This is a genomic window from Williamsia sterculiae (assembly GCF_900156495.1).
Classification (GTDB): domain Bacteria; phylum Actinomycetota; class Actinomycetes; order Mycobacteriales; family Mycobacteriaceae; genus Williamsia_B; species Williamsia_B sterculiae.
The window spans coordinates 125,145-152,132 of record NZ_FTNT01000006.1; the positions used below are offsets into that span (position 1 = coordinate 125,145).

The following is a 26,988-nucleotide window of genomic DNA, read 5'->3' on the forward strand; positions in this document are numbered from 1 at the left end:
GTCGGGCCGACCTTCGACCCCGGCCACCCGGGCCCGGGCGATCACGACTCGGCATCGAACCGGGTTTCACAGCAACGTGTCAGGCGGCGCGGGCATCATTGGCAGGTGCACACCGTAACGGTGGGTGCGCCCGGCACGGTGTCCACGGCGCCCCCGCTGGACATTTCCCTGCTCCACGGGTGGTTCAGTCCTGCGTTCGAGGCGTTGGCGGTGTTCGCCTTGGTGGTTGCGCTGGGGCGACGTAGTGACGATGGCAGGCACTGGTTCTGGATTCCCATGGCGGTCAGCGTCGGTGGCGCGGTGTGTGCAGGCGCGTGGTTCTGGCTCGACACCCAGGGTTGGATGCCCGAGACCGCGCCGGTCACGTTCTGGTTCTTCGCCGGCGCTCTGGCGGCCGGTCTGTTGCTCGCCGTGGTGGGTTGGCGCAGCGCACGCTGGTGGCGACGCACGCTGACGGTGGTCGCGTTACCGCTGGTCGCCATCGGCGTCGCGCTGGCCGCCGATCAGTGGTCGGGGTACTACACCTCGGTCGACCGCGCCTGGGACGGGCTGACCGCCGGGCCGTTGCCGCACCAGACGTCGCCGGCCAAGCTGGTCGCGTTCCAGGGCACCAACACGCCCACCGGGGTCATCGTGCCCATCGCCGTCCCGGCAAACCGCAGTCACTTCCGGCATCGCACCGAATACGTCTACCTGCCGCCGGCATGGTTCCACACGCCTCGGCCGACCGCGCTCCCCGCGGTGATCATGATCGGCGGGGTGGTCACCACACCCGAGGACTGGGTACGCAGCGGCAACGCGGCGGCGACCGCCGATCGGTACGCGTCGGCACATGGTGGCGTCGCGCCGATCATGGTGTTGATCGACCCCACCGGGAGCCTGACCAACGACACCGAGTGCGTGGACGGTCCACGCGGCAATGTGGACACCCACGTCGTCGACGAGGTGCGGCCCTATGTCATCTCCCACTTCGGTGCGTCGCCGTTCGCGCGGCACTGGGGCGTCGTGGGTTGGTCGATGGGGGGCACCTGCGCGGTGGATCTCGCGGTGCGTCACCCCGACATGTTCGGAGCCTTCGCCGACATCTCCGGCGATCTGGTCCCGAACGCGGGTGACCACGCCGGCAGCGTGCGGGCGCTGTTCGGTGGGAACTCCGCGGCCCTCGACCGATTCGACCCGACCACCGTGATGGTCCGCCACGGAAACTACGACGGTCGACTCAACGGGTGGTTCCAGTCCGAGGGCCGCTGGGCTGATTCGCCGCGCGGTGGCAGCACCCCGCAGATCCGGGCCGCGCACTCACTGTCCACCACCGCTGCGCGGGTGGGAATCCGCACGGTGTTCCGCGGGACGCCGGGCGGACACAGTTGGGCCTACGGGGCGAACGCATTCGTCGACGTGTTGCCGTGGCTCATGAGCGCGCTCCGCTGACCACGTCAGAAACATCCGAGAACGCCGGAGCCCGGCGTCGGCCGCATGGACAGGCGCCGGGCGTCCGGTCGGGTCGTCAGGACGGGATGTAGTCGAAGGAGTCCGGGTTCGGACCGGTCCGGCCGTCTTCACCCTTGTCCAGTTCGGCGATCTCCGAGACCTGGGTCGAGGTGAGCTCGAAGTCGAACAGCTCGAAGTTCTGCTTCACCCGCTCGATGGTGACCGACTTGGGGAAGACGATGTCGCCACGCTGCAGATGCCAACGCAAGACCACCTGAGCCGGTGACTTACCGACGCTTTCGGCGATCGCGCCGATCACCGGGTCGTCCAGCACGGCTCCCTGCGCGATCGGCGACCACGCCTCGGTCGCGATGCCATGCCGTTGGTCGTGGGCCCGCACGTACTCGTTGGTGAAATAGGGGTGCACCTCGATCTGGTTGACCGCGGGCACCAGGTCGGTCTCCGCAGCCAACCGATCGAGGTGATCGGTCTGGAAATTCGACACACCCACCGACGCGGCGCGACCCTCGTTCTTGAAGTCGATCAACGTCTTCCAGGTCGACACGTAGTCACCGTCGTAGCGGGTCGGCAACGGCCAGTGGATGAGAAAGAGGTCGATGGTGTCCACACCCAGCTTCTGCAACGTCTCGTCGAACGCCCTACGTGCGTCGTCGGGACGGTGCAGACCGTTGTTCAACTTGCTGGTGATGAAGATGTCGTCGCGAGGCACACCGGAATCGCGGATACCCGCACCGACCTCAGCCTCGTTGCCGTACATCTCGGCGGTATCGATGTGTCGATACCCGACTTCGAGCGCCTCACGCACGGCATCGGCCGTCTGATCCGGCTCGATCTGAAACGTACCGAAACCCAGCTGCGGGATCTGATGACCGTCGTTGAGGGTGATGGTCGGAACTGTCGTCATGTGGCTGAATTCTCCTCGTCACGTCGTAGTCCGGGGTCGGTGTCTCCCCTGGGCACAGAGGGGTTCAACACCTTCGTGGGGGGTTGAATTCCATGGCAGCGTCGGCGCTGGTCAGCGTCGCGCGTGCGAATGACAGACAACCTCTCCCCTGACACGTCGCCGATACGATCTCTCACATCGACGTCTCGCGACCGGGAAAGGTGAGCAATGTCCGATATGCGCGTGACGCCCGACGAATTGCGTACCGCGGCCTCCGCGATCGACGCGCTGGCAGATGGTCTGGTGCACCATCCCGGGTTCGTCACCGGTCTGCAGGACCCTGTGCCGGGACTCGCCGGGATCGCGACGGGACACGCGATGACCGAGGCGGTGCGTGCGGTCGCCTCCGCTCTCGAGGTGCTGCACGACCGTGTCGGCGAGTGGAAGACCGTTCTCGACCACGCCGCGGACGACTACATCGACACCGATGCCACCGCGGCCGCCCGCCTGGCGGGGATGGGTGAACTGAACGCGTCACCGCGAAACTCGGGTCGGTGAACTCTCCGTCCCGGCCGTGGATCGAGGCGTTGCACTTCGACGAACTACCGGCAGCCGCGGCACGGACAACGGTGTTGCATGGCGCGGTCGACGATGTGGCGCAGGTCGTGTCGTCCACGGTGGGCGGGCTCGACTGGTCGGGGTCGGCCCGCGAGGCGGCCGACGTACGCGTCGGCAGGGATCGCGCGGCACTGATCCGCGTCGGTGGCGCCTTCACGGCGCTGAGCCGGGCCATCACCGACGCGAACACCTCGCTGTCCACGATGAGATGCCGGCTGCTCACCGCGGCGCACGATTACGAGACCGACGGCTACGTCGTCGCCGACGACTGGACGGTGCGCGACGGTTACAACTACTCACTCGCCCGGGCGGTGTGCGCGGGAGACGAGACGGCGACCGCACGACTCGACCGCCTGGCGGAGCGGCGCGCCGCGCACGCCGAGCACGGCTCGGTCGACCTACACCGGCTGACCGTGCACTTCGCCGACGCCGACCATCGGTGCGCGGCAGCGATTCACGCCGCGAGCGAACGCCTGGTCGCGCTGACCCCCGTTCGGTCCTCGCTCGGTGGCGCCGCCGCCGACGACATCTGGAACGCACTGCAGTCCGGTCGCCATCTGTCGCCCGACGAGCGCGATCAGTTGCGAGCCGCCACGACATTGACCCCGGACCAGCTGGCGGCGCTGAGGAACGGCGCACCGGCCGATCTGCCCCAGGGGCAATACGACTTCCTCAGGACCCTGATGTGTCACCTCGACGGCAAGAGCATCGCCGAGATCGCCGGTCTGGCCGAGAACAACCGTGACGTCGACGGTGACCCGTCGCGGCCGGGACCCGACCACGACGTGGTGCAGAAGAGTCTCGCCGACGGTCTGCAACTGATGAGCAACCCCCGGATCGGCACCGCCGCAGGCGATCACGGGGGTATGGCGTCGTTGCCCTCGTCGGTGCGAAGTCTGTTGACGGATGATCTGACCGCCGATACCACGGTCGTACAACCCGTGGGCACGGCGCAGCGGTCGGTGCGTGAGGTGAAGGCCGTCGCCATTCGCCGGACCAAGGATCTGGAACGGCTGACCGATCTGATGGCCTCCGGTGGTGGTGACCTGCGCGTCGGCACCGACGTGGACCGGGGGCTCACCAAACAGGTCGCCGAGATCGCAGGCGACACCAGCGATCCCGACCTCCCTCGGGTGTTCGGCGGCGGTGGGCCGTCGGGTGGATCCGACGGGCTCACCGCCATGCTCGACCGCACCCTGCTGGTCAGCGGGACCGACGAGATCGCCGCGCATGACGTCATCACCGGGCAGAACATGAAGGTGACCTGTGACGACGGCGGGCACTACGTCGCCGGTTCGCATCTGGCGGGGATCATGCAACATCACTGGGGCACGCACAGCGCCGGTGCGAGTTCGCTCGTCGACTGGCTGGGCCATGCCGACGGCGACGGCAACGCCTTCCGGGCGGGTCAGGCGCATGAGTCCGCCGATGTGGTGGGTCACTTCCTGGGCGACGGGTCCAACAAGGCTTTCACGCAGGATCTCGGCGGCCGGAGCCCGATGCTGACCCAGACCCTCGCAACTTCCATGGCCCCCTACCTCGGCGGTTTCAGCGGCATATCCGACGGTCATGGTCTCGGCGACCACGACGTCGAGCCGATGCGACCCGACGAACTCCGCCACCTGTTCACCGGGCTGGACTCCGATCCGACCGCGGCGTCGACCATCAACCACGCCGCCGTCGAGTGGAAGGGAGCGATGGCACAACAGTTCGGCGCGGATCCGTCGCACTCCTCATCTCTGGCCAGGGCCGCCGGGATGCTCGACAAGGGTCTGCGCAGCGGCTACCACCAGCAGTACGACCTGCTGCACGACCAGGCCTACGATCACGACAAGGAGGCGTACGAGAGCGCCGAGAAGCTCTACAGCCTGTCGGTCAACCTGGGCAGCAAGATCCCGGTCGTCGGCGACTATCTGGACATCCCGCAGGACTACCTCAAGGAATCCGTCATCGGCGACGAGCCCGATCCCCGGACCACCGATTCAGCCGCCATGCAAGCCCTCAGGAACACCGCCATCCTTGTCGAGGACGATCCCGAATACCTGACGTTTCAACGCTTCGTCGGGTACACCGAGCAGCATCCCGAAGTGCTGCGGGACAATCCGCAGTGGACGGACGCCAACGGGGCGCTGGACTGGCAGAAGGTGTTCGCCGACAAGGACGGGGCCAACCACTGGCGGGACGTGGTCGGTGGGATCGCCACACCACACTGGTCGGGGTGGGACGAATTCTATGCGGACGGGCAACAGGCGCCCGATCCGGAATTCGACCGGAAGACAAGGGAATGACGGGGTCCGATGACCGATGACCTCGCCGGCCTACCACCCGCGGTGGTCGCCGCGCTGCACGCACCGGAGGGCACCACAACCGACGAGATCAGAGCGCGGTTTCCCGACCAGTCGGCGGAGCCGCACCTCGACGAGCACGCGTTCCGACATCGCCTCGACGATGCCTGCTACGACTGGCAGGTGCGGAACTCGTGGTTACAGATGCCCGACGGGGTACGCGCCGAGCTGGCCGACTCCGTCCGCGAGTCCATGATCGCCGAGCAGTGACACGGAGCCTGCGAGCTCGGCATCGCGGTCACTCCCGTGTCGTCGCCACACCGGCTCTGGCCCAGGTGATGTCGGCACGGCTTCGCCGGGACCGCGACCCGGGGAGCGACTCGCCGATACCGTGGCCGGCGATTCCGTACGCGCTCATCGTCGCGACCTCCCAGTGGTCGGGGACGTCGAACTCACGCGCGAGCCCGTCCCGATCGAATGCACGGAACTGGCGCACCGACAGACCGAGCGCGAGGGCCTGCACGGTCATGTACGCGGCCGCTTGACCGACGTCGTAGTGGGAGAACTCGGAGTACGGCCAGTCCGGGGTGTCCTCGACGAAGAGATGGCAGAGGTGGACGACCAACAGTCCGGCCCGTCCCGCCCAGCCTGCCGAACTCGACGCCAGGTACGGCAGCACCCGTCGATGCACGGCGTCGTCGCGGCGGGCGACGACGAAGGACCACGGTTGCGAGTTCCCCGCCGATGGTGCCGACCGCGCGGCGTCGAGCAGCGTGTCGACCTCGGCGTCGCTCACCTCGGACCCGGCGTCGAAGTCGAGCGGACTGAAACGGTCGGACAACACCGGGTGTAGACCTCGGGTGGCAGCGAACTCCGGGCACTCGGATGTCATACCGGCCATTGTCGCCCAGCCCCCGCGAGGCGCGGGTGTGGGCGGCGGCACGGGCCGGAGACGAAGACAGCGGAGAGGTTCGGCGGTCCGAACCTCTCCGCTGCTGACGGTGGAGCTGCCGGGAATCGAACCCGGGTCCTTCGCCGCTTCAGTAGGGCTTCTCCGTGTGCAGTCCGCTGAGCCTCTGCTCGGATCTCCTGGTCACGCGAACAAGCCAGGATGACGATCCCAGTCGCTGTTGTTTGTCCCGTCCTACGCCGCGACCGCGTAGGACGGTGAGCTCCCTAGCTGATGCCGGGATCCGGAGCGGGAGCATCTCCGGGCCGACAGACTAGCCGTCGCTCAGGCGGCGAGGGCGTAGTCGCGCTGATTGGAATCGGCGCTTAATTGGTTGCAACGACGCTTGACGGTGGTCTCTTGCCTGCACCGACACGCTTCCCCTACATCGACGTGCGCAGTCGAAACCGATCAGCCCCGTCGAGACCGCCCTGTGTGAGGCGGACACCAGAGTCTAACAGTCGTCGCGTCTGACGCATTCCCCTTTTCTCGGCAGCGGGCCGAGTCGGGCTGCTAACCCGGCATACCCTTCACCCGACGACCGAGCTCCCGCGCGACCTCGCGTTGGGCGTCGCGTTTGGCCAGGTCCTGGCGCTTGTCGTGAGCCTGCTTACCGCGGGCCAACGCGATCTCCACCTTCACCTTGCCGTCGCTGAAGTACATCGACAGCGGTACCAGGGTCAGGTTGGACTCCCGGATACGACCGATCAGCCGGTCGATCTCCTTGCGGTGCAGCAGCAGCTTGCGCTTGCGTCGCACCGGGTGGTTGGTCCACGACCCGTTGACGTACTCCGGGATGTGCAGCGCGTGCAGCCACACCTCGCCGTCATCGATGGTCGCGAACGCGTCCACCAGCGACGCCTTGCTCTGCCGCAGACTCTTCACCTCGGTCCCCACCAGCGCGACACCCGCCTCGTAGGTGTCGAGAACCGCATAGTCGTGGCGCGCGCGACGGTTGGTCGCGATCACCGAACGCGAGGACTTCTCCGTGCTCCTCTGGGGCTTGCTCGTCTTCTGCGCGCTCATCGTCACCCCTCTCAGATGTCTCGGTGCGTGCTGGCGGAACCCCCAACTCTAGGAGATCCGCCGCGACGTCGGAAATCGTTTACCGACGGTGTACAAGGGATGCGTGAGCTCAGACATTCCCGGCCAGAGCACTCCCACCCGCAACATTCCCACCCCGGACCCTCCCACCCGGGACACGGGCGACATGCCCGCGCCGCGCGTCGCCTCCCCCGCCGACGCCGACGGCATCGTCGCCCTCCGCGACGACAGCGCGCGCTGGATGCTCTCCCGCGGCAACACCGGCCAGTGGCAGCCGGGTGAGATCACCGCCGCCGATATCGCCGACCAGGCCGCGCGCGGCGAGTGGCACGTCGGTGAGGTGGACGGGGAGATCGTCACCGCGGTGCGGCTGATCGACACCGACCCCGACTTCTGGGGTGTGGACGACCGCGCGGGCTATGTGCACGGGTTGATGGTCGACCGGCGCTTCGCCGGTCACGGTTGGGGTGAGCAGTTGCTCGCGTGGTGTGCGCCGCAGGCCCGCGCCCGCGGTCACGACCGGTTGCGTCTGGACTGTGTGGCAGGCAACCGCCGACTCCGTGAGTTCTACGCCCTGCAGGGGTTCCGCGAGGTCGGCGAATCCGTGCTGCCGGCACAGTTCCGGCACCGCGAGGTCGTCGCGATCACCCTTCTGGAGTTGCTGCTGATCTGAGCGTCTACTCGCGGACGTAGAACCGGAGGGTGAGATAGCCGGTGACCCCCGCCAGGAGCACCCCGCCGATGACCAACCACGGCGACACGAACAGCACGTCGGCGTTGGTGATGCGCGCCAGGATGTTCACCCCGTAGAGGTCGTTGAGGGCACGGTCGAAGAAGAACACCTTGGCCGCGAACAACCCCGCGATCGAGAGCACCGCACCGGCCAACGCGGCGACCACCGCCTCCAGCAGGAACGGCAGCTGGGTGTACCACCGGGTCGCACCGACCAGGCGCATGATCCCCACCTCCGTACGCCGGGTGAAGGCGGCCACCTGCACGGTGTTCGCGATGAGGAGGATGGCCGCGATGGCCAACACCGTGGCGATGGCGAAGGCCGCGTTGCGCGTACCGTCGAGCACGCTGAAGATGCGTTTCACCAGCTCACGCTGGTCCAGCACCCCGTCGATCCCCGGTCTGCCCTGGTACTCGTCGAGCACCGCGCCGAACCGGTTCGGGTCGGCCATCCGCACCTTGAACGACGCGGGCAGGGTGCCCTCACGGATGTTGGACGCGATGTCGGGGTTGTCCTTGAACGTCTGCTTGGCCGTCTCGTAGGCCTCGTGGCGGTCGATGAACCGCACCGACTCGACGCCCTGCTCCTTCTTCAAGTCGTTCAGCAGGACAGAACACGGTGCCCGCTGGCACGACGGATCCGAGCCGGAGACCGAGTCGGCGAGGAACAGCTGCATCTCCACGCGATCGAGGAATATCTTCTGCGACTTGTCGGCCATCTGCACCACCAGCAGACCACCGCCGAACATGGCCAGGGTGATCGCGGTGGTCAACACCATGGCCAGGGTCATCGTGACGTTACGGCGCAGTCCGTTGAGGATCTCGCGGAGAAGGAAACTTGCTCTCATGTGTGCGGCGGCGTCCTTACGGCTCGTCGAGGCAGGTGACACCCGGGTCGCGGACCCGGACGGGAGTGGGTCAGTCGAGTCCGTAGACCCCGTGCGCGTCGTCGCGGACGAGACGGCCGAGGTCGAACTCCAGCACCCGGCGACGCATGGCGTCGACGATGTGCCGGTCGTGGGTGGCCATCACCACGGTGGTGCCGCGGCGATTCACCCGGTCGAGGACGTCCACGATCTCCTCGCTGGTGTCGGGGTCGAGGTTGCCGGTGGGCTCGTCGGCCAGCAGCACCAACGGTCGGTTGGCGATCGCGCGGGCGATGGCCACGCGCTGCATCTCCCCGCCGGAGAGTTCGTTGGGCATGCGGTCGGACTTACCGCCGAGTCCGACGTAGTCGAGCACCTCCGGCACCACCCGGTTGATGGTCGTCTTGGGCTTGCCGATCACCTCGAGCGCGAAGGCCACGTTGTCGGCGACCGACTTCTGCTGGAGCAGTCGGAAGTCCTGGAACACGCACCCGATCGACTGGCGCAGTTTGGGGACGTTGCGCCGCGGCAGCTTGTTCACCTCGAACTGACCCACCCGTATCGACCCGCTGGTGGGACGGTCCTCCTTGAGCAACAACCGGAAGAACGTCGACTTGCCCGACCCGGACGGACCGATCAGGAACGCGAAGTCGCCCTTGTCGACCTCGAGACTCAGGTCCTGGAGGGCCGGACGCGAGGAGGCCTTGTACTTCATCGTGACTTTCTCGAGCCTGATCACGGGAAGCCAGTGTAACCACGCGAGCTGAGCGTTCCCGGCAGGCCGACACGGCCCGTCGGAGGGTCAGCGTCGCTGCTGCGTCGTCGGCGTGGTGGTGCCCTGGTTCAGGAACGGCGCCAGCGGGTTCTGGTTCCGGGTGGTGGTCGGCGCCGTGGTGGTGGGCACGTCGGTCTGCTGCGACGTCTCGTCGGGGGTGGTCGTCGGTGTGGTCTCGTCCGTACTCGATTCCGAGGTGGACGACTCGGGGGTCGAGGGAAGGGTCGAGGTGTAACGCGGGGTCGACGTGGGGGTCTTGGACGTGGGGGTCAGCAGGTTGGCCGACCGCTGGATCTCCGCGGCCTGACGGTCACGATCCACCTCCTGGTAGTGCGCCGACGTCTGCCCGTACAGCAGGAAGCAGCCGACGAATGCCAGCAACATCACCGCCGTGGTGGTCCGCACCCGTCCGCGGAACAGCGTCCGGGGAATCCGATGCCACAGTGACGTCTTCTCCGGGTGCGACTCCTGCACCAGGTTCGGACCGGTGGTCGGTGAGGTCGTACCGGCGGGGGCACCCGCGGACTCGATCGCGGTGTCGAGGGGACCCGAGTCGGGCGGCGCCGCCTCCGAGGTGGCAGGCTCGCGGTGCGCACCACCGCGCCCGGTCCGGCCGAGCTCGATCCGCTGGGTGGCCGCGGTCGACGGCGTCTGCGTCGGGGTGCCGTCGGGGTCGTTGGGCGGGGTGCTCATCGCGTGACCTCCTCGGCGTCGGCGTTGAGTTCGGTGGTGTCCATGGTGCTGCTGGGCGCCAGCGCTATCCGAGCCCTGGCGAAGTCGCGGACGATGCGGGCGCGCAGGCTGCGCGCCACCTCGAACTGCTTGCCGGGCAGGGTGCGGGCGACGATGCGGATGGTCAGCGAGTCGATACCGACGTCGGTCACACCCATCGGGGTCGGCTCGTCGAGCAGCAGTGGTTCGAGCCGTGGATCGGCAAAGGCGGCGGCACCCACCTTCTGCAGTTCCTCGGTCACCCGGGTGATGTCCGACCCGACCGGCAGCGGGATGTCCACCACTGCACGCGCCCAGTCCTTGGACAGGTTGGTCGCCTTGACGATCTGACCGTTGGGAATGGTCAGGACCTCGCCGTCGGTGTTGCGCAACTTGGTGACCCGCAATGTCACATCCTCCACGGTGCCCTCGGCTTCGGTGCCGCCGGTGAGCGCCAGCTCGACCACGTCGCCGAAGCCGTATTGCTTCTCCGTGATGACGAAGAACCCGGCCAGGAAGTCCTGCACCACCCGCTGCGCGCCGAAACCGAGGCCAGCACCCAGTACGGTCGCCGGCGCCGCGAAACCGGAGATGGGCACACCGATCGCGCGCACGATGTAGAACGCGGCGATGATGCAGACCAGGCCGATGGCCACGTACGCGAACACCTGGGCCAGCGCATGCCGGTGTTTGGTCGCCTCGGAGCGAACCAATTCGTCGCTCTCCTGGAACCCCTGGTCGATGCGCCTGAGGATGCGTGCCGTCGACCAGTTGATCAGCCGGATCAACAGGGCCGCACCCAGCAGCCACAGCACGATGTTCAGTCCGTTGAGCGCGAGCCAGCGTTGCGCCGTGTCGACGCCCGCGGGCGACGCGGCCAGTCGTGTCACCATGGTTGCCCCTCACATGGTTTGTCGGTCGTCGGTTCCTCGGCACCCCTGTGTACCGGACGCACCTGGATGTCGACGAGCGGCGCCGGTCAGGTCGTCACGACGCCGTGAGATCCGGCGGTCACCGGATCAGGACAGGGTCAGTCGACCCCGCCCTCCTCGTTCATCCGCCAGCGGATACCCGACTCGATGAATCCGTCGATCTCGCCGTCGAGCACCGCGGTCGGGTTGTTGGACTCGAACTCGGTCCGCAGGTCCTTGACCATCTGATAGGGGTGCAGCACGTAGGAACGCATCTGATTGCCCCAGCTCGAGCCGCCGTCACCCTTGAGTGCGTCGAGTTCGGCACGCTCCTCCTGACGCTTGCGCTCCAGCAACTTCGCCTGCAGCACGCGCATCGCGGCCGCCTTGTTCTGCAACTGGCTCTTCTCGTTCTGACACGTGACGACGATGCCGGTCGGCACATGGGTCAATCGGACCGCAGAGTCGGTGGTGTTCACCGACTGCCCACCCGGACCAGACGACCGGTACACGTCGACGCGGACGTCGTTCTCGTCGACGTCGATGTGGTCGGTCGTCTCCACCACGGGCAGCACCTCGACCTCGGCGAACGACGTCTGCCGACGACCCTGGTTGTCGAAGGGACTGATGCGCACCAGGCGGTGGGTGCCCATCTCCACCGACAACGTGCCGTACATGTACGGCGCCTTGACCGCGAAGGTGGCGCTCTTCAGACCCGCCTCCTCGGCGTACGAGGTGTCGTAGACCTCGACGCCGTAGTCGTGTTTCTCGGCCCACCGGATGTACATGCGCATCAACATCTGGGCCCAGTCCGCGGCGTCCACGCCCCCGGCACCCGACCGGATGTTGACCAGGGCATCGCGGGCGTCGTACTCCCCCGCGAGCATGGTCTTGACCTCCATCGCCTCGATGTCGTGGCGCAGAGAGACGCGCTCGGTGTCCGCGTCCGCCAGGGCCGTGGTCCGGGTCTCGCCGTCCTCGGCCTCGGCGAGCTCATAGTGCACGGGCATGTCTTCGAGGCGCTGGCGCAGCGATTCGGCGCGTCGCAGCTCACCCTGGGCATGCGACAACTCGCTCGTCACCTGCTGGGCATTGGCCTGGTCGTTCCACAGATCCGGATCGGAGGCCTGGTGTTCGAGTTCGTCGATGCGACGACGCAGCTCGTCGAGGTCGAGGACCTTCTCGACCGTGGTCAACGTCGTCTCGAGGTCGGTCAGATCAGCACTTACATCCGGATGCACGGTGGTCCAGGCTACCGGCTTCCGCGACGGGAATTCACCACACGCGTGCTCAGGGCAGCTGCGACGGGGGCTCATCCGATGGCGGCGGGGCGAGGGTTCCGATGCGCCAGCTCGTCTCCACCTTGCCCGCCCGATAGACCACCGGCAGATCGTCACCGACCTGCGGCCACGGCTGGTCGTCGGGCAGCACCATGCGTTGGTAGACGTCGGTGGGTGCGGTCTGCGGTCCGAGCACGGTGCCGGAGATGGTGCAGAACATCTGACCGTTCTTGTCGCCGACCTCCGGTCGGTCGCTGACCCCGGTCACCGTCAACGTGCCCTGCACCAGGCTCGGGTCGAACCGTTGCGGACCACCGGCCTGTCTGCCCTGCCGCCATCGGACGATCATCGCCACCGCCAATCCGGCCAGGATGACGACGAAGGTCAGGGTCAGCAGCATCGGGAGAATGATCCGTATCGGTCGAGGTCGGTCGGTGTCGAGAGCTACCCGTAGCCTACCGGGCATGGTGCAGAGCGCGTTCTCCCTCGACGACGACCTGGCGCTGGCGCTGCGAATCGCCGATGCCGCCGACGCGATCACCACCGAGCGCTTCGGTGCACTGGATCTGCACGTCGACCAGAAACCGGACCTCACACCGGTGTCCGATGCCGACCTCGCCACCGAACGTGCGGTCCGTGCCGAACTCGCCACCGTTCGCCCCGACGACGCGATCCTCGGCGAGGAATTCGGCGGCGATCAGGTGATCGCGGGCCGGCAATGGGTGATCGACCCGATCGACGGCACCAAGAACTACGTCCGGGGTGTACCCGTCTGGGCCACGTTGATCGCACTGTTGGTCGACGGGGTGCCGGTGGTCGGCGTGGTGTCGGCCCCCGCGCTGAGCCGGCGTTGGTGGGCCGGCGACGGTCTCGGCGCGTTCGTCGCCGAGCTCGGTGGGCCACCGCGGTCGATCCGGGTGTCGGGGGTGACCGATCTGGCCGAGGCCAGCCTGGCGTTCTCCAGCCTCGACGGGTGGAAGGAGCGCGGGATCCGCGAACAGTTCCTCGATCTCACCGACAGCGTGTGGCGGGTCCGCGGGTACGGCGATTTTTTCAGCTACTGCCTGGTCGCCCAGGGGTCGGTGGATGTGGCGACCGAACCCGAGGTGTCGCTGTGGGATCTGGCCGCCCTCGACATCCTGGTCCGTGAGGCAGGTGGGCGGTTCACCGGGCTCGACGGCGCACCTGGCCCACAGCATGGTGACGCGGTCGCGAGCAACGGACACCTACACACCGCCGTCGTCGCCGCGTTGGGCTGACGCCGGAGGACCGTCTGCTCGATCGTCGTCAACCCATGCGCATCGGGGCATACTCGGATTCATGCGCATCACTCACTTCGGACACTCCTGCATCCTGGTCGAGATCGACGGCAGCCGGATCCTTTTCGATCCCGGCACGTTGTCGCACGGCTTCGAGGGGTTGACCGGGCTCGATGCGATCCTGATCACCCATCAGCACCCCGACCACGTGGACGTCGAGCGGTTGCCCGACCTGCTGTCCGGCAACCCGCACGCCCTGTTACGGGCCGATCCGCAGACCAGCGCTCAACTGCGAGACGACAACGTGGGCGGTGACTGGGTGGCCGCGCAGTCGGGAGACGAGTTCGCGATCGGGTCGGTGACGGCCCGCGTGGGTGGGGGCAAACATGCGGTGATCCATTCCGAGATCCCGGTGGTGGACAACGTCGCCTACATGTTGGGCGACGCCGAGCACCCGTCGCGGCTGTTGCATCCGGGTGACAACTTCTATGCCCCCACCACGCCGGTGGAGGTGTTGGCGCTCCCCGCCAGCGCGCCGTGGATGCGGCTCAGCGAGTCCGTCGACTATCTGCGCGCGGTGGCACCGACCGTCGCGGTGCCCATCCACCAGGCCGTGCTGTCCGGTGCGGGCGTCGGTGTGCACCATGCCCGCCTCGACGAGATGAAGCCCGCGGGCACCGAGTTCCGCGTGCTCCCCGACGAGAACGACGTCGAACTCCCCTGAGCTCGTTCGTCGTGATCACCCTCACCCGCTGTGATCTTCATCGCTCTGATGACTTTGTTCTTACTGCGCAGTAATATCGAACTTACCGCTGAGTAAGGTCATGAGCGACGGCCCGCGACGGCCGGTGTGACCACCCTCGACAGTCCGATGACACCGATGAGCAGAACGGCTGGTGACCATGAGCACTGACACCCGACCCCGCGATACGTCCCCCCGGGATACGTCTGCGGTCGGCAAGAACCCGCATCCCCGCAACGCGATCGGCATCGCCATGCGGCTGTTGTCGACAGTCACCGGCTCGGAGTTCGCCGAGAAGTACAACCTCCGCGAACCGCTGAACCGCGTCGCCTATCAGGGCACCAAGACCGGTTTCCAGACCCTCGGCGCGGCCAGCCGCGCATTCAAGACCGTGCAGGGCGGGGGCGGAGGCGCCACGCGACTGGCCACCACCCCCAAGGACTACTTCAACCTCACCCCCGATGACGATCAGCAGCTGATCGCCGACACGGTGCGCGAGTTCGCCACGGAGATCCTCCGCCCGGCCGCCCACGACGCCGACGCCGCGGCCGCCACCCCGGAGAGCATCCGCACCCGGTCCGGTGAGCTGGGCATCACGCTGATCAACGTCCCCGAGGAACTCGACGGCGCGGCCGGCGAACGCGGTGTGGTGACCAACGCGCTGGTCGCCGAGGCGATGGCCTACGGCGACATGGGCCTGGCCCTGCCACTCCTCGCGTCCAGCGGTGTCGCCGCGACCCTGACCGACTTCGGCTCCGAGGCGCAGCAGCAGACCTACCTGCCCGACTTCGCCGGTGACAACGTGCCGCAGGCGGCGGTGGTGGTCGCCGAGCCGCGCGCCCTGTTCGACCCGTTCCAGTTGCGGACCAAGGCCACCCGGGTACCCAGCGGCTACCGCCTGGACGGCGTCAAATCATTCGTCCCCGCCGCCGGATCCTCCGAGTTGTTCATCGTCGGGGCGCAGCTCGACGGCCGCCCCGCGCTGTTCATCGTCGAATCCGACAGCAAGGGTCTGGTCGTGGAGGCCGATCCGGGTATGGGCGTCCGCGCCGCCGGTATGGGCAGGTTGCTGCTGAGCGACGTCACGGTGCCGACGTCGGCGCTGCTGGGCGAGGAGGGCGGCGACGCCCCGATCGCGGCTTATCGCGACGTGGTGCGGCTGTCGCGGCTGGGCTGGTCGGCGCTGGCGGTGGGCACCGCGCACGCGGTGCTCGACTACGTGATCCCGTACGTCAACGAGCGTGAGGCCTTCGGCGAGCCCATCTCCAACCGACAGGCGGTCGCCTTCATGGTCGCCAACATCGCCACCGAACTCGACGGTCTCCGGCTGGTCACCTGGCGCGGCGCCGCGCGCGCCGAGCAGGGTCTCTCGTTCGCCCGCGAAGCGGCACTGGCCCGCAAACTCACCATCGACAAGGGCATGCAGATCGGGTCGGACGGTGTGCAACTGCTCGGCGGACACGGTTTCACCAAGGAGCACCCGGTGGAGCGCTGGTATCGCGATCTGCGCGCGGCAGGCATCGGCGAGGGCGTCGTCGTCCTCTGACGACCGACATCCGACCAGAAAGGACTCTCACCATGCCCATCAATCTCGAACTCCCGAAGAAGCTGCGGGTCACCGTCGACCAGGCCCATCAGGCGGCTGCGGAGATCTTCCGGCCCATCTCGCGGAAGTACGACCTCCGTGAACACGATTACCCCGTCGAGCTCGACACGCTCGCGAGCCTGTTCGACGGGCTGAGCGAGGCGGGCGCTGCGGGAGCAGGCGCCGACGGCGGTCGCAAGACCGCCACAAAGGAGCGGCCCGAGGGCGTCATCGCGAACGGCGGCAACATGCAGTCGGTGGTGAACGCCATCGAAGCGTCCTGGGGCGACGTCGGTCTGATGCTGTCCATCCCTTATCAGGGCCTGGGCAACTCCGCGATCGCCGCCGTGGCGAGCGACGAGCAACTCGAACACTTCGGCAAGGTGTGGGCCTCGATGGCCATCACCGAGCCGGGCTTCGGTTCCGACTCGGCCGCGGTCTCCACCACGGCCACCCGCGACGGTGACGACTACATCATCAACGGCGAGAAGATCTTCGTGTCCGCCGGAGCCCGCGCCGACCACGTCGTGGTGTGGGCCACCGTGGACAAGAGCCTGGGCCGGGCCGCGATCAAGAGCTTCCTCGTCCCGCGCGACCACCCCGGTGTCACCGTCGAGCGACTGGAGCACAAGCTCGGTATCAAGGCCTCCGACACCGCGGCCATCCGCTTCGAGAACTGCCGGGTGTCCAGCGACCACCTGCTGGGTTCACCCGAGGTGGACACCAAGAAGGGTTTCGGCGGGGTCATGCAGACCTTCGACAACACCCGCCCGCTGGTCGCCGCGATGGCGATCGGGATCACCCGAGCCGCGCTCGAGGAACTGCGTGCACAACTCACCGACGCCGGAGTCGAGATCGACTACGACAAGCCCATCAGCACCCAGACCGGGGCCGCGGCCGAGTTCCTCCGTCTGGAGTCGGACTTCGAGTCCGCCTATCTGCTGACGCTGCGTGCGGCGTGGATGGCCGACAACAAGCTGCCCAACTCCAAGGAAGCCTCGATGTCGAAGGCCAAGGCCGGACGCACCGTGGTGGATGCCACCACCAAGGCGGTGGAGCTCACCGGCACATTGGGTTACTCGGAGCGGCTGCTGCTGGAGAAGTGGGCTCGCGACTCGAAGATCCTGGACATCTTCGAGGGCACCCAGCAGATCCAGCAGCTCATCATCGCCCGTCGTGTGCTCGACAAGAGCAGCGCCGAGCTGAAATGAGCTGACAACCAACACCACCGATGGGCGGGATGTCGACGAGGGGTCGATGTCCCGCCCGTCTGCTGTCCGCAGCCCGTTTCAGTCGCCGCAGAGCGGTGTCCCGGGTCACTTCTGACCGGTGTTCTGAGTCACAGCGCGGTCGTCGCGACACCGGCTTCGGACTTTTCCGACTCGCCGTCGTGCGCTGCGTATTCGCGGGTTCGCAGAACGTTGTCGGCGGCCCGGCGAGCTATCGCGCAGGTCAGCGAACCGACGTGACCTATCCGTGACCCTTTTGTATGGTCGCCACCGGTCCACGATCGGCCATCTGGCATACCCCGGATGGAGTGAGGAGTAAGCACGATGACCAACCTGAACCTGAAGAAGCTCGCCGTCCGCACCACCTTCGTCGGTGCCCTCGCGATGGCCCCCCTCGGCTTGATGGCGGGCACCGCCTCGGCCGACACCCACGATTGGGACGCGGTCGCACAGTGCGAGAGCGGCGGCGACTGGAGCATCGACACCGGCAACGGCTACTACGGCGGTCTGCAGTTCGACCAGAGCACCTGGGCGGCCAACGGAGGTTCCGGAAGCCCCGCCGGTGCATCGCGCGATGAGCAGATCCGCGTGGCCGAGAACGTGCTGGCCACCCAGGGAGCCGGCGCATGGCCGGTGTGCGGCGCCAACCTCTGACCCGCACCCCAGCACGACGGCTGACCCCGGTCAGCTGAACCGACCGTACATTCGACTGATCGGACCAGCCATCCCACCGACGGGATGCGCACTTCCGGGTCGCCGTGTCCACCAAGGGCACGGCGACCCGGTTTTTGGTCCGCTCCAAGCCCCTGGGAAGCCGTTCCCAGTGTCCTCCCAGTGCGGTGGCGCACTGTTCTCGCAATCGAGAACCCGACCACCTTCGACAAGGACACCCACGATGACCATCGCCCCGAATGCCCAGCCCCTCGCCGCCGATCTCACCGTCCTCTCCGGCATCATCACCGGAACCGTGGCCCTGCCCGGTGAACCCGGTTACGACCGCTGCACCCCCTGGAACGTCGCCGTGCCGGTCACCCCGGCCGCGGTCATCTCCGCCGCGAACGCGACCGACGTCGCGGAGACCGTGCGTTTCGCCCGTGCCGCCGGTCTGCGGGTGGCCGTTCAGACAACGGGACACGGAGCCTCCCCGGTCGCCGACGACACCATCCTGGTGCTCACGGCGGATCTCGACCAGTGCGTCGTCGACCCGGCCACTGCCACCGCGCGGGTGGGTGCGGGCGTCACATGGCAGCGAGTGATGGACGAGGCCACCCCGCACGGTCTCGCACCGCTGGCCGGATCGTCCCCCGACGTCGGTGTGGTCGGCTTCCTCACCGGAGCCGGTATCGGGCCGCTCGTCCGTACCCACGGCCTGTCGTCGGACCATGTCCTGTCCTTCGATCTGGTCACCGGCAACGGCGAGATGGTGCACGTCACCCCCGACACCCAACCCGAGCTGTTCTGGGGCCTGCGGGGCGGCAAGTCGACGCTGGGGATCGTTACCGCCGTCGAGTTCTCGATGCCGGCCATCAGCGAGTTCTACGCCGGAACGCTGTTCTTCGACGGCGCCGACGCGGATGTGGTGGTGCAGGGCTGGCGCCGGTGGACCGCCGAGATGCCCCACCACGCGAGCACCTCGCTCGCCCTGCTGCAACTGCCGCCGTTGCCGCACGTACCCGCTCCGCTGGCCGGACGGTTCACCGTCGCGGTGCGGTTCGCATCGGTCGCCGACGCCGAGACCGCCGCGGCCGTCCTGGCGCCGATGCGCGCGGTCGCACCCGCGCTGATCGACACCGCCGGGATGATGCCCTACGCGGCCATGGCAGCCATCCACGCCGATCCGGTGGACCCGATGCCGACCCGGGAGCACACCGCCCTGCTGCGCGAGCTGACCCCGGAGACCGTGCAGACCCTGCTGGAGGTGGCCGGCCCGCGCGCCGAATCCCCCCAGGTGATCGTCGAACTCCGACTGCTGGGCGGGGCGTTGAACCGTCCGACGGCACATCCCAGCGCGTTCTGCCACCGCGACGCGGAGTACAGCCTGCTGGCCATCGGGGTACTCGCCCCGCCGATCGCCGACGCCGTCGGAGTGCACGGAACGGCGGTGCTGCAGGCGATGGCACCCTGGTCCACCGGTGGAGCGCTGCCGAACTTCGGTTCGGCCGCAGACCCCGACCGAGTGGCACGCAGTTACGACGACGACACCCGTACGCGCCTGGCCGAACTGGCCGATCGCCACGACCCCGACGGCGTGCTGCGGTGCGGTCTCGCGGTCCGCTCCGGCGGTGTCGTCTGACCGGTCGTACACATAGGCCACCCCGGTGCGGCGACAACGAATCGCGCCGCACCGGGGTGGTCGTCGTCACATCAGCGGTAGCGTGAGCCGAACGGTTGCGTGATCGCCGCGGCGCGACCGCCCATCAGCGAAGGGACCGACGTCATGGGACAACCCGTTCCCGCTCCCCCGACACCCCCGCCACCTGGCCAACCCGGCACCGAACCGATCCCGGATCCGGAACCCGTACCCACACCCGTTCCGTCACCGACTCCCGAGCCGGTGCCGAGTCCGGCACCGCCGGATCCGTCACCGACGCCGGAACCGGCGGTCCCGCCCGTCGCCGGCTGAGCCGGCAGTCGCGGGTCGGTCAGTGATCAGGATCGGTCACCGATCAGGGCGACCGGTCCCTGCGTCTCGCGTTCGCCCTGGGTGAGCGCCATCAACACCATGCCACCGGTGATGAGAGCGGCGGCCACCAGGAAGGTGGTGGTGACACCGGTGGTGAAGGCCTGCACCCCGTGCTGGGATGCCGGGACCGCCGCCCCGAACACCGCGACCATCACGGCCAGACCGATGGTGCCGCCGAGTTGCTGAGCGGCGTTCACCAGACCCGACGCGGCACCCGCGTCGTCGGGATGCACACCCCGCAGCGACGCCGTGGTCAGCGACAGGAATGACATCCCGCCGCCCCAACCGATCAGCACCAGCGGACCCACCATGTCGATGAAGCTCGACCCGGTCCCGATGGAGCTGAGCCAGAACAGCCCCGATGCCGCGATCGCGAACGCGACCACCAGCAGCGACCGGTTGGAGTACCGACCCATCGCCCAGCGCGCGGTGAACTGCGAACCCGCGAACGTCGCAGCGGTCATCGGCAGATACGCCAGTCCAGTGGCCAGCGGACCATAGTGCAACACGTCCTGCATGTACTGCGTCAGGAAGAACATCGTGCTCATGAAGCCGGCGACCACCACCAGGCGACCGAGGAACGAGGCACTACGCGGCATGCTGGCGAACAGTCGAAGCGGGGTGATCGGCTGCACCGCGCGCCGCTCGACCATCACGAAGGCGGCGAGGAGAGCGCCGCCGACCACCAGCGCGGTCAGCGCCGACGCCGACGTCCACCCGTGTTCGGCCGCGCCGACCAGGCCGTAGACGAGGGCCCCGACCCCGAGTGTCGAGGTCAGCGCACCCGGAAGGTCGAATCGACCGATGTGGCGCACGCCCGCGGGAAGGGACACGAATCCGGCGATCAGCACCGCCAACCCGATCGGGGCATTGACGAAGAACACCCACCGCCAGTCGAGCCACTGCACCAGGCCGCCACCCAGCACCAGCCCGAGCGAGAAGCCGCCGATGGAGACGGCGGTGAACAGCGCGAGGGCGCGAGTACGTTCGGCACCTTCGCCGAAACGTGTCATCAGCAGGGCCAGCGCCGCGGGTGCGGCGACCGCGGCCCCGATCCCCTGCAGTCCGCGGGCCAGCAGCAACATCAGACTGTCGGTGGCCAGGCCACCGATCATCGACGCCACCACGAACAGCGCGAGTCCGCCCATAAAGGTGCGTCGGCGTCCCAGGATGTCACCCAGGCGCGCCCCCAACAGCAGCAACCCGCCAAAGGTCAGCGTGTAGGCGTTCAACACCCACGACAGATTTGTCGGCGAGAAATCCAGTGCACGTTGAATATTCGGAAGTGCGACGTTGACGATGGTGGCATCGACCACCACCATCAGCTGACACCCGAGCACGGCGAACAGCACCAGCGCGCCACCGGAGATCCGGGGCAGCCGTCGGCGCAGATCGGGCATGCGGCCCGTGACCACGGCGCGATCGGCCACAGAAGAGTTGGACATGTGCGGTCTCCCTAGAAGTCGGAGTACACTCAGCGAAGAAACGGAAGCTTCCTCCAGTTAATATACGGAGGAATCCTCCGCTTAGCAAGCCGTGGTGCGCGCACCGCATCGACGGGCAGAGGACGAACACGAGTCGTGGGCAGTACGAACACCGAGCAGGAGGCCGTGATGGCAGCGGATACGTCGGCGGTGACAGCTCGATCCGCGGGAGCGTCCGCCCCCAAGGCCGCGTGTCGCCCCACCCGGGCGGATGCCGCACGCAACTACGACAAGCTCATCGCCGCCGCCCGCGCGCTGTATGCCGACGAGGGCATCGAGGTCGCGATGGAGAAGGTGGCCGGGGCCGCCGGGGTGGGGATCGGCACGTTGTACCGCCATTTCCCCAACCGCACCGCCCTCGTCGAGGCCGCCTTCCGGGAGCAGGCCACCGAGATCGTCTCGCAAGGTTGGCAATTGGTCGAGAACGGCCCCGCCGACGCTGCGCTGGCCGGGGTCATCGAGAGCTACATGCGCTCGGCCGCGACGAAACGAGGGATGAAGGAGGCGATCCTCGCCGCCTCCGGAGGTGACGCCCCCGTGTTCCTCGAATCGCGCGAGAACAGCCGCAAGCTGATGGAGGCCATCGTCACGGCGGGTCAGGAGCAAGGACTGTTCCGTACCGACGTGACCGCCATCGAACTACAACGCATCGCCGGCGGGCTGTCGATGGCCTGCAATCCCGACGACACCCCCGAGGTGAACGGGCGGCTGATCAGCATCGTGCTGGACGGGTTGCGCCCTGCCTGATCCGTGAATGCCTAGCTCATCGCCCGAATCCCTTGCAGCCCTGTAGCTGAGAGTGCGCTGAGGACCGATCGGCTGTCGCCTGATTTTCGGTTAGCGTGGTCCGACGCCGGAGCTACCGGCGTCGGACAGGGGAGGATCCGTGGCCGATCTCAGTTACACCCAGGCAGTGGTGATGGGCCTGTTGCAGGGCGTCACCGAACTGTTCCCGGTATCGAGTCTCGGACACTCGCTGCTGGTGCCGGCCTGGATCGGCGGCAGCTGGCAGAAGCTGGTCACCGAGTCCAACAGCGCAGGTCACACCCCTTTTCTCGCGTTCATCGTGGCACTGCACGTCGCAACCGCAGTGGCGCTGATCCTCTTCTACCGGCGAGACTGGGCACGGGTGGTGACCGGCTTCGTCCGCAGCGTCCGCAACCGCAGGATCGAGACCTCCGACGAGCGATTGGCCTGGATGCTGATCATCGGTACGGTGCCGGTGGGCATCGTCGGACTCGTGGCCGAGCACCCGCTGCGTGAGGTCTTCGCCACACCATTGGCCGCCGCGATCTTCCTGTTCCTCAACGGCGGGTTGTTGTTCGCCGCCGAACGACTCCGCCGTCGGGCCGTCGGCGGCGCGGGCCGACACCACGTCGCCTCCACGAGTCCGGATACGGTCGCCAACACCACCGTCGCCACCGACGTCACCACTCGCCTCGGTTACCGCGGCGCGGCCATCGTCGGCGCCTGTCAGATCCTGGCCCTGCTACCCGGGATCTCCAGGTCGGGTGCCACCATCTCCGGCGGCATCCTGCGCGGCCTCGACCACGAGGATGCGGCCAAGTTCGCCTTCCTGCTGGCCACCCCCGTGATCCTGGCCGCGGGCGTGCTGAAGCTCCCCGAGTTGTTCGGCCCGGCCGGACACGGGATCGGCGGCCAGACACTCGTCGGGTCGGCATGTGCTTTCGCGGCCGCGTTGGGAGCGGTGGGATTCCTGGCCCGGTTCTTCCACACCCGCACGCTCTACCCCTTCGTCGTCTACTGCCTCGTCGCCGGTGCGATCAGTATCGTTCGGTTCGCCTGAGCGATGGCGAGAACCACTCTCCGACTGCTGTTGATCAGCGATACCCACATCCCGAAGCGGGCCGGGGTGTTACCCGACGACGTGCTCGCCGAGGTCGACGCGGCCGACGTCGTGATCCACGCGGGTGACTGGGTGGATCTGGCCACCTTCGAGTCCCTTGCTGCTCGGTCGCGGAGGCTGATCGCGTGCTGGGGAAACAACGACGGCCCGGAGTTGCGCGAGCGGATGCCCGAGCGCGCCGACGAGACGGTGGCCGGTGTGCGGTTCACCGTGACCCACGAGACGGGCGCCGCGCAGGGGAGGGAACGTCGCATGTCGGGGGCGTACCCCGAGACCGACGTGCTGGTGTTCGGGCACAGCCACATCCCCTGGGACACCACCACCGACACCGGACTGCGGTTGTTGAACCCCGGATCCCCCACCGATCGACGCAGGCAACCGCACTGCACCTACATGACCGCCGTCGTCCGCGACGACGAGTTGTGTGAGGTGGTGCTGCACCGATTGTGACGTCGGTGTCGCAGCAGTGCCCGTGACCCGACCCAGCGCCTCCATCGTGAGGATGGGCGGGATATCCCCCAAAAGGTTGATGCTCACCGGCCGCTCGCCCCGTAAGTTCTCTTCACGGAGGTGATCAGGGTGGCCCTGTTCCTGTACCGAGTCGGACGGTTCTCATTCCGACACAAGTGGTTGGTCGTCGTCGCCTGGATCGCTGCCGCAGTGGTGGTCGCGGGTCTGGTCGGCTCGCTGAACCCCAAGTTCTCCAAGGACTTCGAGCTTCCCGGTACCGATTCGGATAAGGCGATGTCGATCCTGCAGAGTGACTTCTCGCGCGTCAACGACGAGCAGTCGAAGGCATCGACGAGCATCGTGGTCGCGGCCGACGACGGGGTGGCCAACCACTCGGCCCAGTTGGACCAGCTCGTGGCCAAGGCCAAGGAACTGCCGAAGGTCACCGATGCCGCAAGCATCGTCAACCCGGTGACCGCTGCGAAACTGGTGCCGCAGGCGGCATCGAAAGTCCTCGGTGACAACGGCACCGTCGGCCTGATCCAGATTCGACAGGACGTCAGTCCCGAGGATCTGAAGCCCGCCGACAAGGAACGGTTCACCGACCTGCTCGGCGAATTCCGAACGCAAGGCCTCGATGTACAGGGCACCGGCACGCTGATGCAGGTCCAGGAACAGGGTGGGACCGCCGAACTCCTCGGCTTCGCCGTCGCATTCATCGTGATGATCGTGGCCTTCGCGGCGCTGGTCGCGGCATTCATCCCGATCATCACCGGCATCCTGGGCGTGATGATCACCATCCAGCTGGTGACGCTGGGTGCCGGCGTGTTCAACATCAACGAGAGCGCCACCGGCATCATCACGATGCTCGGGATCGCGGTGTCCATCGACTACGCACTGTTCATCGTCAGCCGTTATCGCAGCGAGCTGGCCCTCGGCGGCTCGCGTGAGTCGGCGGCCGGACGCGCAGTCGGCACCGCGGGCTCCGCCGTGGTGTTCGCCGGACTCACCGTGGTGGTGGCGGTGGCAGCCCTGTCGGTGGTCGGGATCCCGTTCATCTCGCAGATGGGACTGGCGGCCGCGTTGGCCGTGCTGATCGCGGTCCTCGGCGCCCTGACCCTCATCCCGGCTCTCCTGGGAGTGTTCGGTAGGTTCGCGTTCTCACCTCGGATCCCGCTGCTGCGTCATGGGGATGAACCCGAGGAGAAGGTGTCCAACGGCCAGCGTGTGGCCGGTGTGGTGGGCCGACGACCGTGGGTTGTCACCATCGCCGGACTCGTGTTGCTCGCGGTCTGTGCCCTGCCGATGGCCAAGCTCGAGCTCGGACTGTCGTCGACCACGGACTCCGAGGTCGCCGCGACCGACCTGCTCAAACGCGGATTCGGCGAAGGTGTGAACGGGCAGTTGATGGTGGTGCTGCACAGCGACAACGGTGATGTGGCGCGCGCCGCGGACGACGCCGTCGGCCACATCAGAGGTCTCGACGCGGTGGCCACCCCCGACCAGTTGACCTGGGTCGGCAACGGACCCGACGCCGCGAATCCGAAAGCCGGTGCGACCTCTGCCCTGATCTCGGTGACCCCGCAGTTCTCGCCGAGCGGTCAGCAGACGCATCGTCTGATGGAGCAGATCCGCGACTACTCGTCGACCACCGAGAAAGAGGGCGCGAGTCTGCACGTCGGTGGACAGACGGCGATCATGTCGGATATCTCCTCGAAGCTGAGTGGTGCGTTGATCCCGTATCTGGTGCTGGTGGTGGGGTTGGCGTTCATCATCCTCACCGTGGTCTTCCGTTCGCTGCTCGTGCCGCTGACGGCGACCCTGGGGTTCCTGTTCTCGGTGTGCGCGACCTTCGGTGCCACGGTCGCGATCTTCCAGGAAGGATGGTTCGGCCTCATCAGTCATACCCAGCCGATCATCTCGTTCCTGCCGATCTTCCTGATCGGCGTGGTCTTCGGCCTCGCGATGGACTATCAGGTATTCCTGGTCACCCGTATGCGGGAGGAGTACGTACACGGCCGGACGGCGCTGCAAGCGGTGATCGTCGGATACAAACACGGTGCCCGTGTGGTCGCGTCGGCGGCGATCATCATGATCTCGGTGTTCGCGTCGTTCATGCTGGCGCCGGACACCACGTCCAAGATGATGGGTTTCGCGCTGGCGGCATCGGTGTTCTTCGACGCATTCGTCGTACGAATGCTGGTGGTACCCGCGATGATCACCCTGATGGGCGACCGGGCCTGGCAGATCCCCCGCTGGCTGGACAGGATCCTGCCGAACGTGGACATCGAGGGGTCGAAGATCCGCGAGATCCCCATCGATCACGACGCGACGCCTGCGGATCTCCGACGCTCCGACCCCGCTCCGGTCGGCTGAAACGAGGACTCAGCGACTGTCTCGTCGGGCGGCGATCTCCGCGATCGCCGCCTCGACGTCGGCAGCTGCGTAATAGGGGGATACGAACATCAGATCGAGGTGCGGCCAGACCGGGCCGACCTCGAAGTCTCCCTCGTACCGGTAGACCACCTCACCCGGCGCGAACCGCGGTGACACCGCGAGGCTGTGTTGTCCGCCGCCGTGGGAGATCTCGGTCAGCTCGGAGAGATCGACCGGCCTGCCCTGATATTCACCGACGACGAACTCCTCGGGAGAGCCACCGGGATCGACATCGAACCCATCGCGGCGGAACAGATCCACCTGCTCCGCGGGAGGGACCAGACCGAAGTCGGTGGGGCTGTGGTTGCACCCCCAACTCGGGTGGACCCGGCGCTCGAAGGTCTGCAGTTCCCGCGGCAGCAGCGGCCACGACGCGGGTTCGGTCGTTCCGGATGTCCGCGGATCGGATCCCATCCAGACGACGTACGGATCGTCGGGTTGGGTTCCATCGACGGTGACGTAGAGCAGGTAGAGGTGACCCTCGTCGTCGAACCGTAGGCGCGCCGGAACCACGTCGAGCAGGTGATGTTCCAACACCGCGCCGAACCGCGGGAGCCGCGCCCGCAGGTCGGTGCCCCACATCGACAGCGCATGGTCCTTGCGGCCTACGGCGTCGGACTGCGCGGCCAGTCGCCGCCACGCCACGCTGAGATCGTCCGGCACAGAAGGACTGTCGAACCATTCGACGGTGTCGACGAAGGTGAGGGCCGCGAGCACTCTGTCGCGATCGAATGACACCGAGACCAT

General features: G+C 67.3%; 26 protein-coding genes and 1 other RNA gene. 15 read left to right on the top strand and 12 right to left on the bottom strand.

The genetic code is table 11. The annotated features are described in order from the left end of the window. Positions 1-105 precede the first annotated feature (105 nt). The gene (locus tag BW971_RS11445; RefSeq protein WP_234974363.1) at positions 106-1,431 is read left to right on the top strand and encodes an alpha/beta hydrolase; all 1,326 of its coding nucleotides are present in this window, start codon (positions 106-108) and stop codon (positions 1,429-1,431) included. 76 nt (positions 1,432-1,507) lie between these two features. Here the strand turns inward: BW971_RS11445 and BW971_RS11450 are convergent, their stop codons facing one another. Next, on the bottom strand, positions 1,508-2,356 hold the full coding sequence (locus tag BW971_RS11450) for an aldo/keto reductase (RefSeq protein WP_076479621.1): 849 nt from the start codon (positions 2,354-2,356) through the stop codon (positions 1,508-1,510). 207 nt (positions 2,357-2,563) lie between these two features. Here BW971_RS11450 and BW971_RS11455 point away from each other — a divergent pair, with 207 nt between their 5' ends. Genes BW971_RS11455 through BW971_RS11465 form a run of 3 tightly spaced genes read left to right on the top strand, consistent with a single transcriptional unit; the run spans position 2,564 to position 5,508 of the window. After that, positions 2,564-2,893, top strand: a complete 330-nt coding sequence (locus tag BW971_RS11455; RefSeq protein WP_083709799.1) for a WXG100 family type VII secretion target — start codon at positions 2,564-2,566, stop codon at positions 2,891-2,893. Beyond that, a complete protein-coding gene (locus BW971_RS11460; RefSeq protein ID WP_076479625.1) occupies positions 2,890-5,241 on the top strand; it encodes a TPR repeat domain-containing protein in 2,352 nt (783 codons plus the stop codon). Before BW971_RS11455 ends, BW971_RS11460 begins: the two co-directional genes overlap by 4 nt. A gap of 9 nt (positions 5,242-5,250) precedes the next feature. After that, a complete protein-coding gene (locus BW971_RS11465; protein ID WP_076479627.1) occupies positions 5,251-5,508 on the top strand; it encodes a hypothetical protein in 258 nt (85 codons plus the stop codon). A gap of 28 nt (positions 5,509-5,536) precedes the next feature. Here the strand turns inward: BW971_RS11465 and BW971_RS11470 are convergent, their stop codons facing one another. The 3 genes from BW971_RS11470 to smpB form a co-directional block, all read right to left on the bottom strand. Continuing rightward, positions 5,537-6,130 carry a nitroreductase family protein gene (locus BW971_RS11470; protein ID WP_076479859.1) on the bottom strand — a complete coding sequence of 198 codons (594 nt, stop codon included), beginning with the start codon at positions 6,128-6,130 and terminating at the stop codon, positions 5,537-5,539. Between the two features lie 107 nt (positions 6,131-6,237). After that, positions 6,238-6,606: a transfer-messenger RNA gene (ssrA, locus tag BW971_RS11475) on the bottom strand. A gap of 94 nt (positions 6,607-6,700) precedes the next feature. Next, positions 6,701-7,213, bottom strand: a complete 513-nt coding sequence (gene smpB, locus BW971_RS11480) for an SsrA-binding protein SmpB (RefSeq protein WP_076479629.1) — start codon at positions 7,211-7,213, stop codon at positions 6,701-6,703. Between the two features lie 103 nt (positions 7,214-7,316). Here smpB and BW971_RS11485 point away from each other — a divergent pair, with 103 nt between their 5' ends. Then, a complete protein-coding gene (locus BW971_RS11485; RefSeq protein ID WP_143690315.1) occupies positions 7,317-7,904 on the top strand; it encodes a GNAT family N-acetyltransferase in 588 nt (195 codons plus the stop codon). Between the two features lie 4 nt (positions 7,905-7,908). On the opposite strand, the gene ftsX is transcribed toward BW971_RS11485, so the two are convergent. From ftsX to BW971_RS11515, 6 genes are all read right to left on the bottom strand, one after another. Next, positions 7,909-8,811: a permease-like cell division protein FtsX gene (gene ftsX, locus BW971_RS11490; RefSeq protein WP_076479633.1), complete on the bottom strand. Its 903-nt coding sequence runs from the start codon at positions 8,809-8,811 to the stop codon at positions 7,909-7,911. A gap of 70 nt (positions 8,812-8,881) precedes the next feature. Next, on the bottom strand, positions 8,882-9,568 hold the full coding sequence (ftsE, locus tag BW971_RS11495; RefSeq protein ID WP_076479635.1) for a cell division ATP-binding protein FtsE: 687 nt from the start codon (positions 9,566-9,568) through the stop codon (positions 8,882-8,884). 63 nt (positions 9,569-9,631) lie between these two features. Further along, a complete protein-coding gene (locus tag BW971_RS11500) occupies positions 9,632-10,297 on the bottom strand; it encodes an Rv3103c transmembrane domain-containing protein (protein WP_076479637.1) in 666 nt (221 codons plus the stop codon). Next, complete coding sequence (locus tag BW971_RS11505) at positions 10,294-11,208, bottom strand: mechanosensitive ion channel family protein (protein WP_076479639.1); 915 nt, start codon at positions 11,206-11,208, stop codon at positions 10,294-10,296. The genes BW971_RS11500 and BW971_RS11505 overlap by 4 nt, the downstream gene beginning before the upstream one ends. Before the next feature lie 137 nt (positions 11,209-11,345). Further along, positions 11,346-12,467 carry a peptide chain release factor 2 gene (gene prfB / locus BW971_RS11510; protein WP_076479641.1) on the bottom strand — a complete coding sequence of 374 codons (1,122 nt, stop codon included), beginning with the start codon at positions 12,465-12,467 and terminating at the stop codon, positions 11,346-11,348. 49 nt (positions 12,468-12,516) lie between these two features. Beyond that, the gene (locus BW971_RS11515) at positions 12,517-12,906 is read right to left on the bottom strand and encodes a hypothetical protein (RefSeq protein ID WP_076479643.1); all 390 of its coding nucleotides are present in this window, start codon (positions 12,904-12,906) and stop codon (positions 12,517-12,519) included. 64 nt (positions 12,907-12,970) lie between these two features. On the opposite strand from BW971_RS11515, the gene hisN reads away from it, so the two are divergent. The 6 genes from hisN (at position 12,971) to BW971_RS11545 (ending at position 19,614) form a co-directional block, all read left to right on the top strand. Further along, a complete protein-coding gene (hisN, locus tag BW971_RS11520; protein ID WP_076479645.1) occupies positions 12,971-13,765 on the top strand; it encodes a histidinol-phosphatase in 795 nt (264 codons plus the stop codon). Between the two features lie 61 nt (positions 13,766-13,826). Next, positions 13,827-14,489 carry an MBL fold metallo-hydrolase gene (locus tag BW971_RS11525; RefSeq protein WP_076479647.1) on the top strand — a complete coding sequence of 221 codons (663 nt, stop codon included), beginning with the start codon at positions 13,827-13,829 and terminating at the stop codon, positions 14,487-14,489. A 178-nt stretch (positions 14,490-14,667) separates the two neighbouring features. Beyond that, positions 14,668-16,053 carry an acyl-CoA dehydrogenase family protein gene (locus BW971_RS11530; RefSeq protein ID WP_076479861.1) on the top strand — a complete coding sequence of 462 codons (1,386 nt, stop codon included), beginning with the start codon at positions 14,668-14,670 and terminating at the stop codon, positions 16,051-16,053. 32 nt (positions 16,054-16,085) lie between these two features. Continuing rightward, a complete protein-coding gene (locus BW971_RS11535) occupies positions 16,086-17,303 on the top strand; it encodes an acyl-CoA dehydrogenase family protein (RefSeq protein WP_076479649.1) in 1,218 nt (405 codons plus the stop codon). A gap of 342 nt (positions 17,304-17,645) precedes the next feature. Next, positions 17,646-17,975 carry a transglycosylase family protein gene (locus BW971_RS11540; RefSeq protein WP_076479651.1) on the top strand — a complete coding sequence of 110 codons (330 nt, stop codon included), beginning with the start codon at positions 17,646-17,648 and terminating at the stop codon, positions 17,973-17,975. 241 nt (positions 17,976-18,216) lie between these two features. Further along, complete coding sequence (locus BW971_RS11545) at positions 18,217-19,614, top strand: FAD-binding oxidoreductase (protein ID WP_076479653.1); 1,398 nt, start codon at positions 18,217-18,219, stop codon at positions 19,612-19,614. 356 nt (positions 19,615-19,970) lie between these two features. Here the strand turns inward: BW971_RS11545 and BW971_RS11555 are convergent, their stop codons facing one another. Continuing rightward, complete coding sequence (locus BW971_RS11555) at positions 19,971-21,449, bottom strand: MFS transporter (RefSeq protein WP_076479657.1); 1,479 nt, start codon at positions 21,447-21,449, stop codon at positions 19,971-19,973. 135 nt (positions 21,450-21,584) lie between these two features. Between BW971_RS11555 and BW971_RS11560 the strand changes: the two genes are divergently transcribed. The 4 genes from BW971_RS11560 (at position 21,585) to BW971_RS11575 (ending at position 26,181) form a co-directional block, all read left to right on the top strand. Further along, complete coding sequence (locus BW971_RS11560; protein WP_076479659.1) at positions 21,585-22,235, top strand: TetR/AcrR family transcriptional regulator; 651 nt, start codon at positions 21,585-21,587, stop codon at positions 22,233-22,235. A 139-nt stretch (positions 22,236-22,374) separates the two neighbouring features. After that, entirely contained in the window at positions 22,375-23,295 is a 921-nt protein-coding gene (locus tag BW971_RS11565) for an undecaprenyl-diphosphate phosphatase (protein WP_076479661.1), read from the top strand. A gap of 3 nt (positions 23,296-23,298) precedes the next feature. Then, on the top strand, positions 23,299-23,805 hold the full coding sequence (locus BW971_RS11570; protein WP_076479663.1) for a metallophosphoesterase family protein: 507 nt from the start codon (positions 23,299-23,301) through the stop codon (positions 23,803-23,805). A gap of 129 nt (positions 23,806-23,934) precedes the next feature. After that, entirely contained in the window at positions 23,935-26,181 is a 2,247-nt protein-coding gene (locus BW971_RS11575) for an MMPL family transporter (protein ID WP_076479665.1), read from the top strand. 9 nt (positions 26,182-26,190) lie between these two features. Here BW971_RS11575 and BW971_RS11580 read toward each other — a convergent pair whose 3' ends face one another. Beyond that, entirely contained in the window at positions 26,191-26,988 is a 798-nt protein-coding gene (locus BW971_RS11580) for a hypothetical protein (protein WP_076479667.1), read from the bottom strand.

What these genes read in the sequence shown, in the direction of transcription:
- BW971_RS11455 (WP_083709799.1), top strand. Translation starts at nt 2,564, where the DNA reads ATGTCCGATATGCGCGTGACGCCCGACGAATTGCGTACCGCGGCCTCC.
- BW971_RS11465 (WP_076479627.1), top strand. Translation starts at nt 5,251, where the DNA reads ATGACCGATGACCTCGCCGGCCTACCACCCGCGGTGGTCGCCGCGCTG.
- BW971_RS11470 (WP_076479859.1), bottom strand. Translation starts at nt 6,130, where the DNA reads ATGACATCCGAGTGCCCGGAGTTCGCTGCCACCCGAGGTCTACACCCG.
- BW971_RS11515 (WP_076479643.1), bottom strand. Translation starts at nt 12,906, where the DNA reads ATGCTGCTGACCCTGACCTTCGTCGTCATCCTGGCCGGATTGGCGGTG.
- BW971_RS11450 (WP_076479621.1), bottom strand. Translation starts at nt 2,356, where the DNA reads ATGACGACAGTTCCGACCATCACCCTCAACGACGGTCATCAGATCCCG.
- ftsX (WP_076479633.1), bottom strand. Translation starts at nt 8,811, where the DNA reads ATGAGAGCAAGTTTCCTTCTCCGCGAGATCCTCAACGGACTGCGCCGT.
- hisN (WP_076479645.1), top strand. Translation starts at nt 12,971, where the DNA reads ATGGTGCAGAGCGCGTTCTCCCTCGACGACGACCTGGCGCTGGCGCTG.
- BW971_RS11535 (WP_076479649.1), top strand. Translation starts at nt 16,086, where the DNA reads ATGCCCATCAATCTCGAACTCCCGAAGAAGCTGCGGGTCACCGTCGAC.
- BW971_RS11530 (WP_076479861.1), top strand. Translation starts at nt 14,668, where the DNA reads ATGAGCACTGACACCCGACCCCGCGATACGTCCCCCCGGGATACGTCT.
- smpB (WP_076479629.1), bottom strand. Translation starts at nt 7,213, where the DNA reads ATGAGCGCGCAGAAGACGAGCAAGCCCCAGAGGAGCACGGAGAAGTCC.
- BW971_RS11540 (WP_076479651.1), top strand. Translation starts at nt 17,646, where the DNA reads ATGACCAACCTGAACCTGAAGAAGCTCGCCGTCCGCACCACCTTCGTC.
- BW971_RS11570 (WP_076479663.1), top strand. Translation starts at nt 23,299, where the DNA reads ATGGCGAGAACCACTCTCCGACTGCTGTTGATCAGCGATACCCACATC.
- BW971_RS11525 (WP_076479647.1), top strand. Translation starts at nt 13,827, where the DNA reads ATGCGCATCACTCACTTCGGACACTCCTGCATCCTGGTCGAGATCGAC.
- BW971_RS11580 (WP_076479667.1), bottom strand. Translation starts at nt 26,988, where the DNA reads ATGGTCTCGGTGTCATTCGATCGCGACAGAGTGCTCGCGGCCCTCACC.
- BW971_RS11545 (WP_076479653.1), top strand. Translation starts at nt 18,217, where the DNA reads ATGACCATCGCCCCGAATGCCCAGCCCCTCGCCGCCGATCTCACCGTC.
- BW971_RS11555 (WP_076479657.1), bottom strand. Translation starts at nt 21,449, where the DNA reads ATGTCCAACTCTTCTGTGGCCGATCGCGCCGTGGTCACGGGCCGCATG.
- BW971_RS11500 (WP_076479637.1), bottom strand. Translation starts at nt 10,297, where the DNA reads ATGAGCACCCCGCCCAACGACCCCGACGGCACCCCGACGCAGACGCCG.
- BW971_RS11505 (WP_076479639.1), bottom strand. Translation starts at nt 11,208, where the DNA reads ATGGTGACACGACTGGCCGCGTCGCCCGCGGGCGTCGACACGGCGCAA.